Annotated in this window: 13 protein-coding genes and 1 pseudogene; all 14 read left to right on the top strand. The window is 44.6% G+C overall.

Annotated elements, in window-relative coordinates:
* Nucleotides 1-79: 79 nt before the first annotated feature.
* Nucleotides 80-2,788, top strand: a pseudogene (gene essC / locus JX304_RS09095) (type VII secretion protein EssC); the annotation flags it as partial.
* Nucleotides 2,789-2,800: 12 nt separating this feature from the next.
* Nucleotides 2,801-3,154 carry a TIGR04197 family type VII secretion effector gene (locus tag JX304_RS09090; RefSeq protein ID WP_003004195.1) on the top strand — a complete coding sequence of 118 codons (354 nt, stop codon included), beginning with the start codon at nt 2,801-2,803 and terminating at the stop codon, nt 3,152-3,154.
* A complete protein-coding gene (locus JX304_RS09085) occupies nt 3,154-3,510 on the top strand; it encodes a DUF3958 family protein (protein WP_003004384.1) in 357 nt (118 codons plus the stop codon). The genes JX304_RS09090 and JX304_RS09085 overlap by 1 nt, the downstream gene beginning before the upstream one ends.
* 1 nt (nt 3,511) lies before the next feature.
* A complete protein-coding gene (locus tag JX304_RS10835; RefSeq protein ID WP_239649431.1) occupies nt 3,512-5,041 on the top strand; it encodes a hypothetical protein in 1,530 nt (509 codons plus the stop codon).
* A 25-nt stretch (nt 5,042-5,066) separates the two neighbouring features.
* Nucleotides 5,067-5,735 carry a DUF443 family protein gene (locus JX304_RS09075; RefSeq protein WP_205012236.1) on the top strand — a complete coding sequence of 223 codons (669 nt, stop codon included), beginning with the start codon at nt 5,067-5,069 and terminating at the stop codon, nt 5,733-5,735.
* Nucleotides 5,736-5,746: 11 nt separating this feature from the next.
* On the top strand, nt 5,747-6,049 hold the full coding sequence (locus JX304_RS09070) for a DUF4176 domain-containing protein (protein WP_205012235.1): 303 nt from the start codon (nt 5,747-5,749) through the stop codon (nt 6,047-6,049).
* A gap of 612 nt (nt 6,050-6,661) precedes the next feature.
* Complete coding sequence (locus tag JX304_RS09065) at nt 6,662-7,201, top strand: DUF3592 domain-containing protein (RefSeq protein ID WP_205012233.1); 540 nt, start codon at nt 6,662-6,664, stop codon at nt 7,199-7,201.
* A 200-nt stretch (nt 7,202-7,401) separates the two neighbouring features.
* The gene (locus JX304_RS09060) at nt 7,402-11,796 is read left to right on the top strand and encodes a PolC-type DNA polymerase III (RefSeq protein ID WP_205012231.1); all 4,395 of its coding nucleotides are present in this window, start codon (nt 7,402-7,404) and stop codon (nt 11,794-11,796) included.
* A 196-nt stretch (nt 11,797-11,992) separates the two neighbouring features.
* Nucleotides 11,993-12,511, top strand: coding sequence for a hypothetical protein (locus tag JX304_RS09055; RefSeq protein WP_239649430.1), 519 nt, complete (start codon nt 11,993-11,995; stop codon nt 12,509-12,511).
* Nucleotides 12,512-12,525: 14 nt separating this feature from the next.
* Nucleotides 12,526-12,675, top strand: coding sequence for a hypothetical protein (locus tag JX304_RS09050; protein ID WP_205012229.1), 150 nt, complete (start codon nt 12,526-12,528; stop codon nt 12,673-12,675).
* 171 nt (nt 12,676-12,846) lie between these two features.
* Nucleotides 12,847-15,699: an AAA family ATPase gene (locus JX304_RS09045; protein ID WP_205012227.1), complete on the top strand. Its 2,853-nt coding sequence runs from the start codon at nt 12,847-12,849 to the stop codon at nt 15,697-15,699.
* Nucleotides 15,700-16,209: 510 nt separating this feature from the next.
* Complete coding sequence (locus JX304_RS09040) at nt 16,210-17,451, top strand: aminopeptidase (RefSeq protein WP_205012226.1); 1,242 nt, start codon at nt 16,210-16,212, stop codon at nt 17,449-17,451.
* Nucleotides 17,452-17,460: 9 nt separating this feature from the next.
* Nucleotides 17,461-17,691, top strand: a complete 231-nt coding sequence (locus JX304_RS09035) for a GlsB/YeaQ/YmgE family stress response membrane protein (RefSeq protein WP_003010011.1) — start codon at nt 17,461-17,463, stop codon at nt 17,689-17,691.
* Between the two features lie 206 nt (nt 17,692-17,897).
* A complete protein-coding gene (locus JX304_RS09030; RefSeq protein WP_205012225.1) occupies nt 17,898-18,347 on the top strand; it encodes a DUF443 family protein in 450 nt (149 codons plus the stop codon).
* The last annotated feature ends 72 nt before the right edge of the window (nt 18,348-18,419 follow it).

The following is an 18,419-nucleotide window of genomic DNA, read 5'->3' as shown; positions in this document are numbered from 1 at the left end:
TCAACTCTCTCCACTTAGTAACGAACTTGCTCTTCAATCTAATTTTCGGTATGATAGTAGTATTTAATGGAGTTATTGTCACTTCCCAGAAGGCTATGACAAGGAAGCCATCTCGCGTGGCCTTGCGCCTCTCAAGCATATCCAACAGCTCAAGAGCTCGATTCCGGACTCAGTAACCTTCCTTGAAATGTACCAGGCGGAAACGTTCAATGATCACAAGGTCTTGAGTCGTTGGGAGAACCATGCTCCTTACCAAAGTTTGGCCGTGCCGATCGGGTTGCGCGGGAAGGACGATTTGGTCTACCTCAATCTTCATGAAAAAGCTCACGGACCACACGGGTTGATCGCAGGGACGACCGGTTCTGGTAAGTCTGAAACCATTCAGTCTTATATCCTGAGCCTGGCTGTCAACTTCCACCCACACGATGTGGCTTTCCTCCTCATCGACTACAAGGGTGGGGGAATGGCCAACCTCTTCAAGGATCTGCCTCACTTGCTGGGGACCATCACCAACTTGGATGGTGCCCAGTCTATGCGGGCCCTAGCCTCTATCAATGCGGAGATCCATCGTCGGGAGCGCCTCTTTGGTCAATATGGGGTCAACCATATCAACCAATACCAAAAGAAATTTAAACTCGGTGAAGCGACCGAACCGCTGCCTCACCTCTTCTTGATCAGTGATGAGTTTGCCGAACTCAAGGTCAACCAACCAGACTTCATCAAGGAGCTGGTCTCTATCGCGCGTGTCGGGCGTTCCCTCGGGGTGCACTTGATCCTTGCGACGCAAAAACCTTCTGGGGTCGTGGATGACCAGATCTGGTCTAACTCCCGCTTCAAGCTGGCCCTCAAGGTGGCAGACCGTGGCGACTCCATGGAGATGCTGCGGACGGCAGATGCGGCTGAAATCACCCAGACCGGTCGTGCCTACCTCCAAGTCGGAAATAACGAAGTCTATGAACTCTTCCAAACCGCTTGGTCAGGAGCAGACTACCAGCCTGAGAAAGATCACCTAGGGATCGAAGACCACACCATCTACTTGATCAATGAACTGGGCCAATACGAAGTCCTCAACCAAGACCTCTCGGGTCTCGATATGGCAGAAGAAATCAAGGAAGTGCCGACAGAGTTGGAGGTCATCGTGCAAGAAATCAACCACTTGCACCAAGAAGAAGGCATCGCAGCTGTAGCCCAACCATGGTTGCCTCCCCTCAAAGAGCGGATCACGCTGGATGAGTTGGACAAGGTCGTGCCGATCGAGGCTTGGCAAAAACGGACAGCTCCAAGCGTCCTGATCGGGGTCGCCGATATTCCGCAAGCGCAAAAGCAAGAAGCGGTCGCCATCGATTTGTCAAAAGATGGGAATATCCTCCTCTACGGAAGTCCAGGGACAGGAAAGACCACTTTCCTACAGACAGTCGCTATGGATCTGGCTCGCAAGCAGAGCCCAGAAAATCTGACCATGTACCTGCTCGATTTCGGAACCAATGGTCTAGCACCCTTGACTCAATTGCCACATGTGGCCGATAGCCTGCTACTGGATCAGACGGAAAAAATCCAGAAATTCATTCGGATCATCAACCGCGAGTTGGATCGTAGGAAGAAGCTCCTCTCTGAGCATGGTGTCGGCACCATCGCCCTCTACCGTGAAGTGACCGGCAAGCAAGAGCCTACTATGGTCATCCTCATGGATAGCTATGAGTCTATGAAGGACGAACCTTATGAGACTGACCTCTTCAAGCTCTTTATGCGGATTTCCCGTGAAGGTCTCAGCATCGGTGTGCACCTAATCATCACAGCTAGCCGTCAGAACAACCTACGGGCTCAGCTCTATTCAAACTTCAAGCACCAGCTGACCTTGCCACAAAATGATATCTCTGAGATCCGCGGTATCGTGGGAGCAACCCCACTAGCAGCTACGATGGAAGACATCAAGGGCCGTGCCCTCATGAAGCGTGACGAAGTCGATGTCGTCCAGTTCGCCCTACCCGTCGCAGGGGACAATGATATCCAAATCATCAACAACCTCCGCGACCAAGTCCAAAGCCTCAAAGAAATGTGGACAGGCCGTACCCCAGCAGGTATCCCAATGGTGCCAGATGAGTTGACAGAAGCATCCTTCTACGGACGTGAGGATGTGAAAGCATCTATGGAAAATCTAGAATTTCCAATTGGACTTGACTTTGAAATGGTCAAAACGATCAAGATTCCATTTGATCGCTTGAAAAATCTGGTATTTATGGCGGACTCTCCAGAATCACTGGAAAATCAGCAAAAACATTTGTTAAATACAGCACTTCAATTTGGATCAAAATTACATATTATGCTGGTGGATCCTTTAGAAGAATGTGTTGCTTATAAGGATAAAGTTTCTACTTATATTAGTAGCAGTCAAGAAATTTCTGAAATTGCTAAACAATTAATATATGAGGTTGATCGACGTCTTGAAAAAGATCTGTATTCAGATTGGCTGATCATGATGCCAACTATTAAGGCAATTGTTGATCAAGGACTCACGGAAAAAGATCTACGCTATCTATTTGATAATGGACCACGAGTAGGTATGCATTTTGTAATAGGAAGTGAGTATTCCTATCTTGGAAATAACATCAATGAGGTACCGAAATATCTCAAAGGGAATGCTCAATGGTTTATGATCGGTATGAGATTGATGGATCAAATGTTCCTTGATAAGCCTTATAATAATCGAGAAGCACGTCTTGCTTCAGATGAAATTTACTTGCATGATCGCAAGCAAGCTATTAAACTTAAAATCACCAAGAACGGATAGGGAGGTAACTATATGACGCCAATACAGAGTAGAGAAGAAGTCGCAAGTACAATCGCGACAGACATAGCGGGTGCGGCAGCAGAAATTACAGCACCTGCACCAGTCACACTAGATGGATCGAGTGAGTATCCAGGAAACAGTACAGCTGCAGAAAAAATTCCAGAGGAAGCCAATTATGCAGCCTCAATTAGTGGTGTGCTAAATGATTTTGTAGAATTGATTCATGGGGTTGCGGCAGAATTTGTAGCCATGGATAGTAATATCGCGTCTAACATCGATGCCAATACATCTAATTTACCAGAAACCAGTGCAGCTCCTGGTGAGAGTGGAGAGTTTGTACCAAATTCAGGATATTTTGCGGAATAATGAAACCAATCACCTTAGAAGAGATCGATAAAAAGAAGAAAAACATTGCCCAATCGCTCGATCAACTGAACTTAGAAAAAAGGAAAGTGGAGCGAGCAGAGAAGGAAATGTTTGAACTTCATCGACAAAGCTTAAAACCTCTTCGTCAGATCTTAACGCTTCCTATATCTTCCAAAGACTACCAAGTCTATGAAAATCTAATCGTGAGTGTAGAAGGCATCGGAGCTATGGTTGAAGAATGGTCTGAAGGACGAAGAGCGGATATTAAGAAGCGAGAAAATCAGCTGGATGAGCAATTAAATGAACTCTACCACGCTAGAAAGAAACTATTAATAGAACAGGAGTCGAAAAAGTAATATGGTCAAAATGGTATTAAGTTCATCGGATGCACAAGGACAGACCATGTCTTCCGTTGGAAAGGCTAGGGTAACCGCCTATAACTCAGCAGTCACAGCTCTCTCTAACTTTAATGGAGCAGGTGACTTGCAAGGGAGTGCTTATGACTCCGGGAAACAATATGGAGTGAGTGTGATTACGCCATTAATTAAAGGGGCAATCATGTATTCTGAGTACCTCAGTGAAGCCGTACCCAAACTCCCCTCAAAATATCGGTCAGAAGTTGGGGGAGAAGATCTGGATTCAGCCGTACTTGAAAGTGAAATCCAAAGCCTTGAAAGTAGCATTAGTAGCCTTAGAGGTACTTTTCGTGCTATGGAAAGTAGTGATCATGCGGATAAGAGTCTCCTGCAAAATATATCTTCTCGTATGGATGGTTTAACATCCCAAAAAAATGAGAAGATGGATAAATTGCGTAAGTTGAATCTATTTGCAGGAAGTTCCAATGAAGTTTTCTCAGGAGAAGGTGCTAAGAGCATAGACACTGTGGTGAAAAACTTGGCTTCCGGATTGAATATGATACAGGGAGATTTTGCAAGTTTCGGTGGGACCTTCCCCAAACATTCTGGAAAAACATTGAACTGGGCTAAGAGCATTGAAGGAGAATGGGATAAGAAAGCCAAGATTGATGAAGACTATCAAAAGGTTCTTGAAAAGGCAAATCAAGGTAAGGAATTATCTGACGATGATGTGAAGAAGATCAATGCATACAAGAGTCGATATTCTAATAGAGAATTACCAGAAAATATTCAACAGAAAATAGATGCATATAATGAAAAAAAGAAAAAAGAAATTGAGAGAAAAAATAAAGAAGAAGAAATTAGTAAAATTATAGATGGAATATCTAATCAAGGTTTTAATGCCATGAAGAAAACTGGAGGTTTTTATAACTCCTTCAGTGAATATTTAGAAAATGGAATGGAAGCTGTAGGAAAAATTGGTGAAGCGATGATACATGCTGCAAATGGGAAACTATCAGATCTGACGAATCGTTTTGCTACTGCTGTTCAGGGTGGCAGAGATGGATTTATTATGGTAAATAGTAATAGTAGAGTGTATCGAAACACACTTTCTGAAGCATCAAAACTATCAAAAAATGGTGGCTTTTTAAAAACTGTAGGAAAAATTGTTGACAATCCTTATTTTAAAACCGTTTCATTTGTACTTGGAGTATCTGGTGATTTAAATGATGGGAAAACCTTTGGACAAGCATTGGTACATACCGGAGTAGGTACAGCAGCTGGTTATGGTGGAATGCTATTATTTGGTTCTAATCCAGTTGGCTGGGCTGGGGTAGCTTCGGTTGCTACAGGTTATGCGATATATAAAGGATTTGAGTGGGCTTATGATGCAAATTTCTTAGGTCTTCGAGATGGTCTAGACTGGGTTGGTAATAGATTAGACGATGGAATGAAATGGGCAGGTGAGAGAATGGATGATGTAGGTCAAGCATTTTCGGACACCGTATCATTTATAAATCCCTTCGATTAATTAATACAAACAGAAAGGTTAATCTATGTTTAAAAAAACAAAAATTGAGTATTTGCCGAAAATGAATTTTCGCTATCGTTTGTTAAAAGTAGAGAATGAGTGGTATTTAATGGAAGTCGATCGGCCAATTATGACAAGTTATTTTCTCCCATGGTTTGTCTATTTTGTCCCTCATAATGCTTTTCAGCTGACAGAGGATGAAGTACAAACAGTAGCTCCAAAAGTGCTTGAAAGAGATAAGAACATACTTTCAACTCAGTCTAAAGCAGGGATATCAGCTTCTGGTGCAGCTTTCTTAGCAGTTTTACTAGGCAGAGCTTTTCCGATAGAGGATTATTTATATTTTACTTCTCATCTACTTAATCTAGTGCTAATGATACTTGTTCTAATCATTGCTTTTGGGATTCGCATTTGGATCAGCATTGGAAAAAAAGAGACGATAATAAAGCCTTCTAAGGAAGTTAAAAGAATGTATTGTCGCCCAGTAAAATTTAGGATAGTACTAAGAAATCTTTTATTGGTTACAATGATTTTGTTTTTGTTAAGTGCAATGATTTACTCAATTTTGAGTAAAAGTAAACCAAATCTAATTGTTCATATGGTCCTATTTGTTACTTCATTTATTTATTTAGCATCAGGTACTTTAGGATTATATGCTTCTGGCGATGATTATAAGGCAAAAATTAAAAAATAAGGAGAATTCATATGTTGAGTATCGGTTCAGTTGTTCGTTTAAAAGACGGAAGTCAGGAATTAATGATTTTAAGTAGAGCACCTCTAATTGAGGAAACGGATAGCCAGTTCTGGTTTGATTACAGTGCATGTAAGTTTCCAGTTGGCTTGGATTTAAATGAGGTCTTCTATTTTAATGAAGAAAATATATCCGAGGTACTTTTTGAAGGATATATCAATGAAAGTGAGGAAAAATTCAGAGAATTTTACAATATTTGGGTAAAGGAAAATGGGGATTCAATACCAAAAGGGAGAATAGAAGGTCCGATTGAATAATTGAGAAAATAAGCCTTAGTCTACACCAATATTATCTTTCTGGAAAAAATTAATGATAATGGTTAGTTAAGATATCTTGTACTAACTCTAAAAAGTTTTAAGGAAAGGATTTATGGCTCCTTGCCAACTGTAGTTAGTTGATGAAAAGATCCAAATGGAGAGTGGGACAGAAATCGGTAATTCGTTAGCATTCGATTTCGTCGTCCCACCTCCGCACAGTTGAGTAGGGCTGTAAAAGCTGATGAAATTAGCGTAGTAGAGCCCACTCAACCACTGCGTCTTGCTCGACAATCCAAAAACAATTGAGAGGCTAGGACTTTTGTCCCAGCCTCTTTTTCAACCCTCAACCCTCTCCACCTAGTGACGAACTTGCTCTTCAAATTAATTTTCGGTATGATAGTAGAAACTGTTTTTTAAATCTAACTCAATCACATAAGAAGGGAAATAATCTATGAAAAAATGATGGTACTGCTGGCAAGTGTGCTTGTTTTTACAGCCTGCACTCAGCAGAAAAAAGAGGTAAAGGAGCAACAATCAATTGTCGAAAGTATAACAGATGGAACGAAGATGAATCTGAGTATGTCAGATCTGATGATGAAGTAGGTGATAGGGATGCCCGATATCAGAATACTTCTAGTCATTGCTGTGGCTGTTATTGGATTTCCTTTGTTTGAAGTACTCTTTTTTAGACATTTTTATAGAAGAGAAGTTAGGATTAAGACTCTCTCTTCAAAGAGCATTGAGGGAGTGGTAGTTGGCTATAAGCGGACACAGATTGTAGCGGCTCCAATTGTCGAATATATAGTGGATGGTCAGACCTATCGAAATAGCTTGAAATATTATCGGGTAGTGCGGGTAACCCTCCCTTGGAAAACGAATCAAGCGGCTAGCGATATCGATTTGATGGCGCAAAGGATAACCATCTACACCAATTCTACAGTCTCAAAGGGCAATCTTTTTCAAGATGCTTTTCCACTGGGATCGAGCATGACGGTTTGGTATAATCCAGCCTGTCCAAAAGAATCGTACGTTGAACGCTATGGTGGATTAGACAGGCTTTTTAAACGGCAGATGTGGATTGGAATCTGGCTGTTAATTTTATTTCCTATTTTGGCAGTTGTGGCCATTGTAATGGGGATGCATTATAAATGATGGGTCAGGTCTAACTGAATAAATACAAGATGAAGAAAAATCACCGATCTAGCGGTGATTTTTTCGTCTTCACTTCCCCCTCGAATTAATCCTTAAATTGTGATAAAATAAGGGTTACGAATGTTTTTGAATGGTCTGTTTTTGCTTAGAAAGTAGGCTACTCAAAAGCGAGCAAAAGAATCAAGATCAAGGGAGAAACAATGTCCAACACCTTTGAAATTTTAATGGATCAGCTGGATATGCCGCTGGAGATGCGATCTTCCAGTGCCTTTTTGCATGCGGAGATTCAAGAAGTCGTGGTGCACAAGGTTAGTCGGGTATGGGAGTTCCGCTTTGCCTTTGCGGAAGTCTTGCCGATTGCTTTGTTTAAGGAATTGCGCCAGCGCTTGAGAGACGAATTTTCAAAGACAGGAAACCAGGCAACCTTTACTATCCAAGTGGCCAATCCGGATTTTTCTGATGATTTATTGCAGGCCTACTACCGGGAAGTCTTTGAGGATGGCCCTTGCGCGAGTCAAGGCTTTAAGGGGCTTTATCAAGACTTGCAGGTGCGCGCGAAAGGGCAGGAATTGATCATCTCAGGGCCTTCTTCGGTTGATACAGAGCATTTCCGTAAGAACCATTTGCCAAATCTTGCCAAGCAGTTGGAATCCTTTGGTTTTCCACATTTCACCTGTCGGGTGGAGTCTGATGATACGCTGACAGAGCAAGAAGTGGCGCGCTTTGAGCAGGAAAATGAAAAGATCTTCCAAGCGGCCAATGAAGAGACTTTGCGAGCCATGGAATCCTTGGCTCAGATGGCTCCGCCACCAGCTGTTGAAGAAAAGCCAGTCTTTGATTTCAAGGCTAAGAAGGCTGTGGCTAAACCTAAGCTAGACAAGGCTGAGATCACTCCGATGATCGAGATCACAACGGAAGAGAACCGGATTGTTTTTGAGGGTGTGGTCTTTGACGTGGAGCACAAGGTGACGCGGACTGGTCGAGTCTTGATCAGCTTTAAGATGACCGACTATACCTCGAGTTTTTCCCTTCAGAAATGGGTCAAAAATGAGGAAGAAGCCCAGAAGTTTGACATGATCAAGAAGAACAGCTGGCTACGGGTGCGGGGAAATATCGAAATGAACAATTTCACGCGCGACTTGACTATGAATGTTCAAGACATCCAGGAAGTCGTGCATTATACCCGCAAGGACCTGATGCCAGAAGGCGAGCGCCGGGTGGAATTCCACGCGCATACCAATATGTCGACCATGGATGCCCTGCCGGAAGTCGAAGAGCTGGTTGCCAAGGCAGCCGAGTGGGGGCACAAGGCGGTGGCGATCACTGACCATGGCAATGTGCAGAGCTTCCCACATGGCTTTAAAGCAGCCAAGAAAGCTGGGATCCAGCTGATCTATGGGATGGAAGCCAATATTGTAGAGGACAAGGTACCCATCACCTATAACGAGGTGGATCTGGACCTCAATGAAGCGACTTATGTGGTCTTTGACGTGGAAACGACGGGACTTTCAGCCATATACAATGACTTGATCCAGGTCGCTGCTTCTAAGATGTACAAGGGCAATGTCATTGAGGAGTTTGACGAGTTTATTGACCCGGGCCATCCTCTGTCGGCCTTTACGACCCAATTGACAGGGATCACCAACGAGCATGTCCGTGGGGCCAAACCCTTGGTGCAGGTCTTGAAGGAATTTCAGGCCTTTTGTGAAGGGACGGTTCTCGTTGCCCACAATGCCACCTTTGACGTGGGCTTCATGAATGCTAACTATGAGCGTCATGGCTTACCAAAGATTACCCAGCCAGTCATCGATACCCTGGAATTTGCCCGTAACCTCTATCCAGATTTTAAACGGCATGGCTTGGGGCCATTGACCAAGCGCTTTGGAGTAGGCTTGGAGCACCACCACATGGCCAACTACGATGCGGAAGCGACGGGGCGTCTGCTCTTTATCTTTATCAAGGAAGTCGCTGAAAAGCATGGGGTGACCAATCTCAAGGATCTGAATATCGATTTGATCGATGAAAATTCTTATAAGAAGGCGCGGGTCAAGCATGCGACTCTCTATGTCAAGAACCAGACCGGCCTTAAGAATATGTTTAAACTGGTCTCGCTTTCTGGGACCAAGTATTTCGAAGGAGTCCCACGGATTCCCAAGACTGTGCTGGATGCCCACCGCGAGGGCTTGATCCTCGGATCGGCCTGCTCAGAAGGGGAAGTCTTTGATGCAGTCATGTCCCAAGGGGTGGATGCGGCGGTCGAAGTGGCCAAGTACTATGACTTTATCGAGGTCATGCCACCGGCTATCTATGCGCCTCTCATTGCCAAGGAGCAGGTCAAGGACATGGACGAGCTCCAGACCATTATCAAGAGTTTGATCGAAGTGGGAGATCGCCTTGGCAAGCCCGTTCTTGCCACAGGGAATGTCCACTATCTGGAACCGGAAGATGAGATCTATCGGGAGATCATTGTCCGTAGTCTCGGTCAAGGGGCCATGATCAACCGGACCATCGGGCATGGAGAAGATGCCCAGCCAGCGCCGCTTCCTAAAGCGCATTTCAGAACCACCAATGAAATGCTGGATGAATTTGCCTTTTTAGGGGAAGACTTGGCGCGCAAGATTGTTATTGAAAATACCAATGCGCTCGCAGAGACCTTTGAGCCGGTCGAAGTGGTTAAGGGCGACCTCTATACACCCTTTATCGACAAGGCCGAAGAGACAGTTGCGGAATTGACCTATAAGAAAGCTTTTGAGATCTATGGCAATCCCCTCCCAGATATTGTGGATTTACGGATCGAAAAGGAATTGACCTCTATCTTGGGGAATGGCTTTGCCGTGATTTATCTGGCTTCGCAAATGCTGGTGCATCGCTCCAATAAGCGGGGCTACCTGGTTGGTTCGCGTGGATCCGTCGGATCTAGTTTCGTTGCGACCATGATCGGGATTACGGAGGTTAATCCGCTTTCCCCTCACTATGTGTGTAGCCAGTGCCAATACAGTGAGTTCATCACAGATGGGACGTATGGATCTGGTTTTGATATGCCGGACAAGGATTGTCCAAACTGTGGCCACAAACTCAGCAAAAATGGGCAGGATATTCCTTTTGAAACCTTCCTTGGGTTTGATGGGGACAAGGTACCCGATATCGATTTGAACTTCTCTGGGGAAGACCAGCCCAGTGCCCACTTGGACGTTCGTGATATCTTTGGCGAGCAGTATGCCTTTCGGGCAGGGACGGTTGGTACCGTCGCAGCTAAGACAGCCTACGGTTTTGTCAAGGGCTATGAGCGTGATTTTGGCAAGTACTACCGAGATGCCGAGGTCGAGCGCCTCGCTCTAGGTGCAGCTGGTGTCAAGCGGACGACCGGTCAGCATCCAGGCGGGATCGTTGTTATTCCAAACTACATGGATGTCTATGACTTTACTCCGGTCCAGTATCCAGCAGATGATGTGACAGCTGAATGGCAGACCACTCACTTTAACTTCCACGATATCGATGAGAACGTCCTCAAGCTCGATGTACTGGGACACGATGACCCGACTATGATTCGCAAGCTTCAAGATTTATCAGGCATTGACCCCAATGAAATTCCTATGGATGATCCAGATGTCATGGCTCTCTTTTCTGGGACAGACGTTCTAGGAGTGACTCCTGAGCAGATTGGGACTTCTACGGGTATGCTGGGAATTCCAGAGTTTGGGACCAATTTCGTACGTGGCATGGTCGATGAAACCCATCCGACGACCTTTGCGGAGTTGCTTCAGCTCTCTGGTCTGTCTCACGGTACCGACGTATGGTTAGGAAATGCCCAAGACTTGATCAAGGAGGGCATTGCCGACCTATCAACCGTTATCGGGTGTCGGGATGACATCATGGTTTACCTCATGCACGCGGGGCTCAAGCCTAAGATGGCCTTTACCATCATGGAGCGTGTGCGGAAAGGCATGTGGCTCAAGATCTCAGAAGAAGAGCGCAATGGCTACATCCAAGCCATGAAGGAAAACAATGTTCCTGAGTGGTACATCGAGTCCTGTGGGAAGATCAAGTACATGTTCCCCAAAGCCCATGCGGCGGCCTACGTTATGATGGCCCTTCGTGTGGCCTACTTTAAGGTGCATTATCCACTTTATTACTACTGTGCTTACTTCTCGATTCGGGCCAAGGCCTTTGATATCAAAACCATGGGAGCTGGCCTTGAGGCCGTGAAAGCTCGGATGAAAGAAATCGCTGAGAAACGCAAGAACAACGAAGCTTCCAACGTAGAGATCGACCTCTACACCACCCTTGAGATTGTCAATGAGATGTGGGAGCGTGGCTTCAAGTTTGGCAAGCTCGACCTCTATCGCAGTCAGGCAACAGAATTCTTGATTGATGGGGACACCCTCATTCCGCCATTTGTTGCGATGGATGGTCTGGGAGAAAACGTTGCCAAGCAGATCGTGCGGGCGCGTGAAGAAGGAGAATTCCTTTCTAAGACCGAGCTCCGTAAGCGTGGCGGTGTCTCCTCAACCCTGGTTGAAAAGATGGATGAAATGGGCATTCTTGGCAATATGCCAGAGGATAACCAGTTGAGTTTGTTTGATGATTTGTTTTGATGGATTCAACAATCCTCGCTCAGTTTGAGGTTGGCTAATGATAGAAAAGAAAAAAAGAGCAATACCCTGGAAGTCAGGGAAAGTCATTTCCATTCGCCTACGAAACGGCGTCTATGTCTTAGCATAAATGGTGCGAGAGCCCTATCTGGTATTTTTTAACCATTTCAAGGAGGAAAATAGCTGGAAGGGAGTGACCTTGAAAGAGGAGAATATTCTCTTTTGTAAAGCAGTCACTCGTCAGTTTCTACGCTCTAGTCCTGTAACGATTGTCAAAGACCTTGAGCCTCTCTTAGATTATCGGCTGCCTAAAGAATGGATTTATAGCCATATGGGTGGGCACCCGATTACGGTTTCGGTGAAGGGACGGAAGCGCCAAGTAGCTGGTTTTGGCCAACGGCTTTCCTTGGTTCAGGCGGATAAGGATAGTGGCCTACCAGAGGATAATCCTCTAATGGGCCTCTTCCAAGCCTATATCCTACCAGACATCCAAGAGCAAGATTGGGAGCGGGTCGGTCAGGTTGAGCTCATGTCACTTGAAGTCTTTCCTACGCTCAATGAACGTCTCTATCTCTGCTTACTCCATGGGAAAAATGTGAATCCAGAGCTAGATATCTCATTAGGAAAGTCCCTGCCCGATGAGTATGAAACCTATCTCGATATTCTTAGCAACAGCCCAGAGGCACGACGTCTCTATCTGGGTGAGGAGGATGACTAAGAAAGGAATAGAACATGAAGATTGACATTTTTGCGGAAGACAAACCTGCTGAAAAAGTCTTTGATTATAAGTTAGAAGTGGCAGACAATGTCCTGCTCCTTTCCACCGCCATGCTCTCAGGAGCGATTACTCTAGCCAGCTTATGTTCAGCCTTGAAAGATTAGATGATAGCCTCTATTTTCTTTTTGAAAATAGAGGTTTTTAAGTCCGTTCAGACCGGATAAGTGTTTTCTTTGGATCTGGTTTGTGTTACAATTTTTAGTAATAAGTGTTTGTGAGAAGCAACCCGAAAGAAAGGGATTTTCTTCAAAAAAGATGAAAGAGAGGACAGGAGTGTGGCGAGATATTTAGTAGGCCCTTACAACAATAGTTGGAACTTTATGGATGCGATTGAAAAAGCGCAGGATGGGGATACCATCGAGTTTGAAAATGGGTATGTCTTTCAATGGCCGACAAATAAAGTGATCGAGATCGACAAAAACCTTCATTTCGTGGGGCATGTGGTCCCAAATCCAAATGGCAATGGGCGCATGTTTAACAACACGATTGAGGCTTGTTTCCGATTTGTAGAGGGAGCTCAGGTGACATTTGAAGATCTGTGGTTTAAAGTTGGTGGGGATTATACGGCCTTGCTCTTATGGAATGGCTCAGACATCACTTGTAAACAGGTCTATTTTGAAGCAACCACTCCAACAAATAATGAATTTTTTATTTATATGGATACGCATTCGAAAATGACTTTGGAAGGAGTCGGAATGAAGGTTCCGGAAAAACACCAAAGTGCCATCGGTATGTCTGCTTCGGAATTGTCCATTCGCAATTCAACGATTTTTTCTAAAATAAAGCTGAATGAAGGCTCTAAGTTGACCTTAGAAAATGTCCAAATTGAAAAATTTGGGAATAATACGATCCATGCCAAGGACTCAGAAGTGATCGCAAAAAATTCAACAATTACAGGCGGGGATCTGGAAAACGATTTTCCACCAGTTTGGTTGAGAAATGTCATCTGGGAGTCTGAAAACTGTAAAATTGAGCTACCTACCGGAACTGGAATCTGTCTTGACAACAATGTTCAATTCAATTCGGATTCGGATCGTATCACCTCCATCAATTCATACAATAGTATGATCCGAGCTCACCAGGCTACATTTACAGAATTTTTCTGCGTCTATGAAGAGTCCTTTGCTTCTTTGACTGGAGAAACGACTTTCTTGAATGAGAATGCCCAAACCATTTCATTTGGAGTTTTTGATGAGAGTGTGCTGATGGCTGAGCATATGATTTGTCATAAGATTGCGGATCCCAATATCCGGCTTCAAAGTGGGGCCTTTGTGAAGGCAGGCACCATAACCTATAGGCAGGGCGATGCGCGTGATCTGACCAAGGAAATCGAGGATGGTTGTGACTATCTCATTGGCAGAGAAGTGGCCAAGGGCAATGCGCAAGTCGTTGCTACGGGACAGGCAATGGATGCAACGGTGGCATCAACCCCTGCAACGGGCTCTGGACCAGAGAAGAAACAAGATGCTCTTCAAGAGCTCAATAGCCTGATCGGTCTTGAAAAAGTCAAACATGAGATCAAGAAAATGATCAACATGGTGGAATTTAACAAGAAACGAATCGCCAGTGGCAAGGCTCCTGAAAAGCAAACCTTGCATGCTGCTTTTATGGGAAATCCTGGAACAGGGAAAACCACGGTGGCCCGGCTGCTGGGACAAGTGCTCTTTGATGCGGGTGTTCTCTCAGGAGAAGAATTCCGTTTTGTGGAAGCAACGGAGTCCGATCTGATCTCTTCGAATATTGGAGGAACCGCTGAACAGACCCAGGCTCTGCTTGAAAAAGCGCGTGGGGGTATCCTCTTTATTGATGAAGCCTATAGCTTGGATAAAAAGGACAGCGGTGCGGATTTTGGGATCGAGGCGATCAATACCATCCTCAAGTTTATGGAGGACAATCGCGATGACATTATGATCATCTTTGCCGGCTATACCAAGGAAATGGAAGAGTTCTTAAAGACCAATCCAGGCCTTCGTTCTCGGGTGCCAAATAATTTCATCTTTGAAGATTTCACAGGAGATGAGATTGTCCAACTAGGTGAAATGATTTTAAGCAAAGGGGACTACAAGCTCGAAGACCGGGACTACTATGCGCGGCATATTAAGCGGGCTTATGATGCCTCACTAGATAAGAGCAATGGTCGTTGGATCCGTAACCTCGATGAGCAATTGACCAAGACCATGGCAGATCGGGTGGTGGCCCAAGGTTCCGATGATATTGAGACTATTTTGAACAGCGATATTGATGCTGTCCTGAACCAAGGCAAGTACCAGGCAGGAGCCGACAAGGAAGAAGATGGAATGGCCGCCCTCAACCGTTTGGTTGGCATTGCCAAGGTGAAAGAGCAAGTGGAACAGTTCGTAGCCATGGCTGAGTTCAACCAAAAACGGGCTGAACAAGGCGGTATCGTCGAAGATACGACCTTGCACTCCCTCTTTCTTGGAAATCCCGGTACAGGGAAGACTACCGTTGCCCGCATTTTAGGTAATATCCTCTTCCAAAAAGGGGTGATCAATCAGAAGAAATTCATCGAAGTGTCGCGGAGCAATCTGGTTGGAGGCTACCAAGGTCAAACAGCCTTAAAGACGCGCGAAGTTTTAGAGAGTGCACTGGGTGGTGTCCTCTTTATCGATGAGGCCTACACGCTCTATACCGGCGTAAATGATGATTTTGGGAAGGAAGCCTTGGATGAAGTCCTCAAATTTATGGAGGACCACCGTCGCGATATCGTTATAATCTTTGCCGGTTACACGAAAGAGATGCACGACTTCTTGCAGGTCAATTCAGGTCTGCAAAGTCGGATCCCGACTACATTTGACTTTGAAGACTATAGCCCAGATGAGATCGTCGAGATCGGTTTGTTGGGACTGCGCAAGCAAGGCTACCAAGTCAACGAAGTCCTTTATGGAGAAATTGTGAGAGAAAATTATATGCGGGCCAATGACCATAGTAATGGTCGCTGGGTTCGTAATCTCAATGAAAAACTCTTGCGCCAAGTATCGACTCGGGTAACCCGTGAAGGTAGTACGGATTACAATTCAATTTTAGATCAAGATTTGGAAGCTTTGAGAGGGAATGGCAATTCTGGGCATCCCCATACAGTAGATGATCAAGGCTATGTTCTTCCTTGATCGAGAAAGAAGAATTAGGATTCTGCAGGAGCGGAATCCTTTCAGTTGAAGACAAAATCTTTTTAGAAACTTTCCTTAGGTGAATACGGACGTCAGCGAACTTCTATGAAGTTCCATGACTAATTATTGAGCCTAAGGTCTCAATAATTCCGAGTGAGGCTGGGACAAAAGTCCTAGCCTCTCAATTGTCTTTGGATTGTCGAGCAAGACGCAGTGGTTGAGTGGGCTCTACTACGCTGATTTCATCAGCTTTTATAGCCCTACTCAACTGTGCGGAGGTGGGACGACGAAATCGAATTCTAACGAATTACCGATTTCTGTCCCACTCTCACTTTTTTCACGGCGGAAAGTTTCGGTATTTCTTGATTCATTCTAAAAAGAACTCATTTTTATTTCTTTTCAGAATCACTTAACCTATCTTATATTAAAAAAGGTTGTTTACGTTCTAAAAGAATTCTACATGGACTTATGGTATACTAGGTAGAGATCATCACTTATGAAGGAGAAAAAATGGTTTTACCAAATTTTAAAGAAAACCTCGAAAAATACGCCAAATTGTTGGTGGCGAACGGCATCAACGTGCAACCTGGCCATACCTTGGTCTTGAACATCGATGTGGAACAAAGAGAATTGGCCCACTTGATCGTGAAGGAAGCCTATGCCTTGGGGGCGCACGAAGTCATTGTCCAATGGGGAGATGACTTCACTACTCGGGAGAAGTTCCTCCATGCACCGATGGATCGCTTGGACAACGTGCCTGGCTATAAGATTGCAGAGATGAACTACCTTCTTGAAAACAAAGCGAGTCGTCTTGGTGTCCGTTCTTCTGATCCAGGTGCCTTGAATGGCGTCGATGCAGAGAAACTTTCTGCTTCTGCCAAGGCTTTGGGAATGGCTATGAAACCAATGCGCATCGCTACTCAATCCAACAAGGTTAGCTGGACAGTTGCTGCTGCAGCTGGTTTAGAATGGGCGAAAAAAGTCTTCCCAAATGCGACGAGTGATGAAGAAGCAGTGGATCTCCTTTGGGATCAAATCTTCAAGACCTGCCGGGTGTACGAAGAAGATCCAGTTAAGGCTTGGGAAGAGCATGCTGCTATTCTCAAGAGCAAGGCAGAGATGCTCAATAAGGAACAATTCTCAGCTCTTCACTACACAGCACCAGGAACTGATTTGACCCTTGGCTTGCCGAAAAATCATGTTTGGGAATCTGCCGGAGCTATCAATGCCCAAGGCGAAAACTTCTTGCCAAATATGCCGACAGAAGAGGTCTTCACAGCTCCTGACTTCCGTCGTGCAGAAGGTTATGTCACTTCCACAAAACCGCTTAGCTACAATGGGAATATCATCGAAGGGATCAAAGTAACCTTTGAAAACGGAGAAATCGTAGATATCACAGCTGAAAAAGGCGATCAAGTCATGAAAGATTTAGTCTTCAAAAACAAGGGAGCGCGTGCCTTGGGGGAGTGTGCCCTCGTACCAGACCCAAGCCCAATTTCTCAATCAGGGATTACTTTCTTTAATACCCTCTTTGATGAAAATGCCTCTAACCACTTGGCCATCGGGGCAGCCTATGCAACCAGCGTAGAAGGCGGCGCAGCGTTCACAGAAGAAGAACTCGAAGCAGCTGGGCTCAACCGCTCAGATGTCCACGTCGACTTCATGATCGGCTCAAGCCAAATGGATATCGACGGCATCCGTGAGGATGGAACACGCGTACCACTCTTCCGTAATGGAGATTGGGCAATATAAGGAGAAACTATGATTGGAAGTATGTTTGTCGGTCTTTTGATCGGACTTCTAGCTGGAGCTATCACCAATCGTGGCGAACGCATGGGATGTTTTGGGAAAATGTTCCTGGGCTGGATTGGTGCCTTTTTAGGACAATTACTCTTTGGTGCTTGGGGACCAAGCCTAAACGGTACAGCCATTATCCCATCGATTCTTGGTGCCATGATTTTATTAGCCATCTTCTGGGAAAGAGGAAGCTAGGTTTAACTTGCTAAAACAGATAGAGTGGTTGGAAATCTTCCAACCTCTTTTTTAGTCAAAACTTGATCATCAAAGTAAAATCAGGTATCATGGAAGGTATGTTTTGTTATGAATAAATAAGATAATTATGGCTGTGGTAGACTGGTGAAAAGTTAGTTCAGATTCTCCGTCTAAGAATGAAACAGTATAGAAAGTAAGATCAATCTATGTTTAAACCAGCAAAAATCGATCGTTTGCCGAAAATGAATTTTCGCTATCGTTTGTTAAAAGTAGAGAATGAGTGGTATTTAATGGAAGCCGATCGTCCAATTATCATCACCTATTTTCTTCCGTGGCTTGTTTATTTCATCCCTCATAAAGCTTATCAACTGACAGAGGATGAAGTAGAAGTCCTAGCTCCAAAAGTATTTGAAAGAGACAAGAAGCATCAGAGTTTAGTGAATAACAAAATTGGGAAGACCTCGCTTGGTCTAGGTGTAACCTCCATGTTATTAGCAAGGGCATTTCCAATAGAAAAATACCTCAATTTTACCTCTCACTTGCTTAATCTATCCTTGATGATGTTGATTTTAATTTTTGTAGTGGGACTTCGGATTTGGATGGGTAGAGGGGAAGGGATGCAGGAAATAGTGGCAGATAAAACACCTCGGAAATGAACTGCACCCCAAAAGTTAGACAGAAAAAATCTAACTTTTGGGGTGTTTTATAATGAAATTAACTTATGAAGA

Origin of the sequence: Streptococcus parasanguinis (assembly GCF_901875555.1) — a bacterium.
GTDB lineage: Bacteria > Bacillota > Bacilli > Lactobacillales > Streptococcaceae > Streptococcus > Streptococcus parasanguinis_H.
This window is presented reverse-complemented; position numbering and strand designations above follow the sequence as displayed.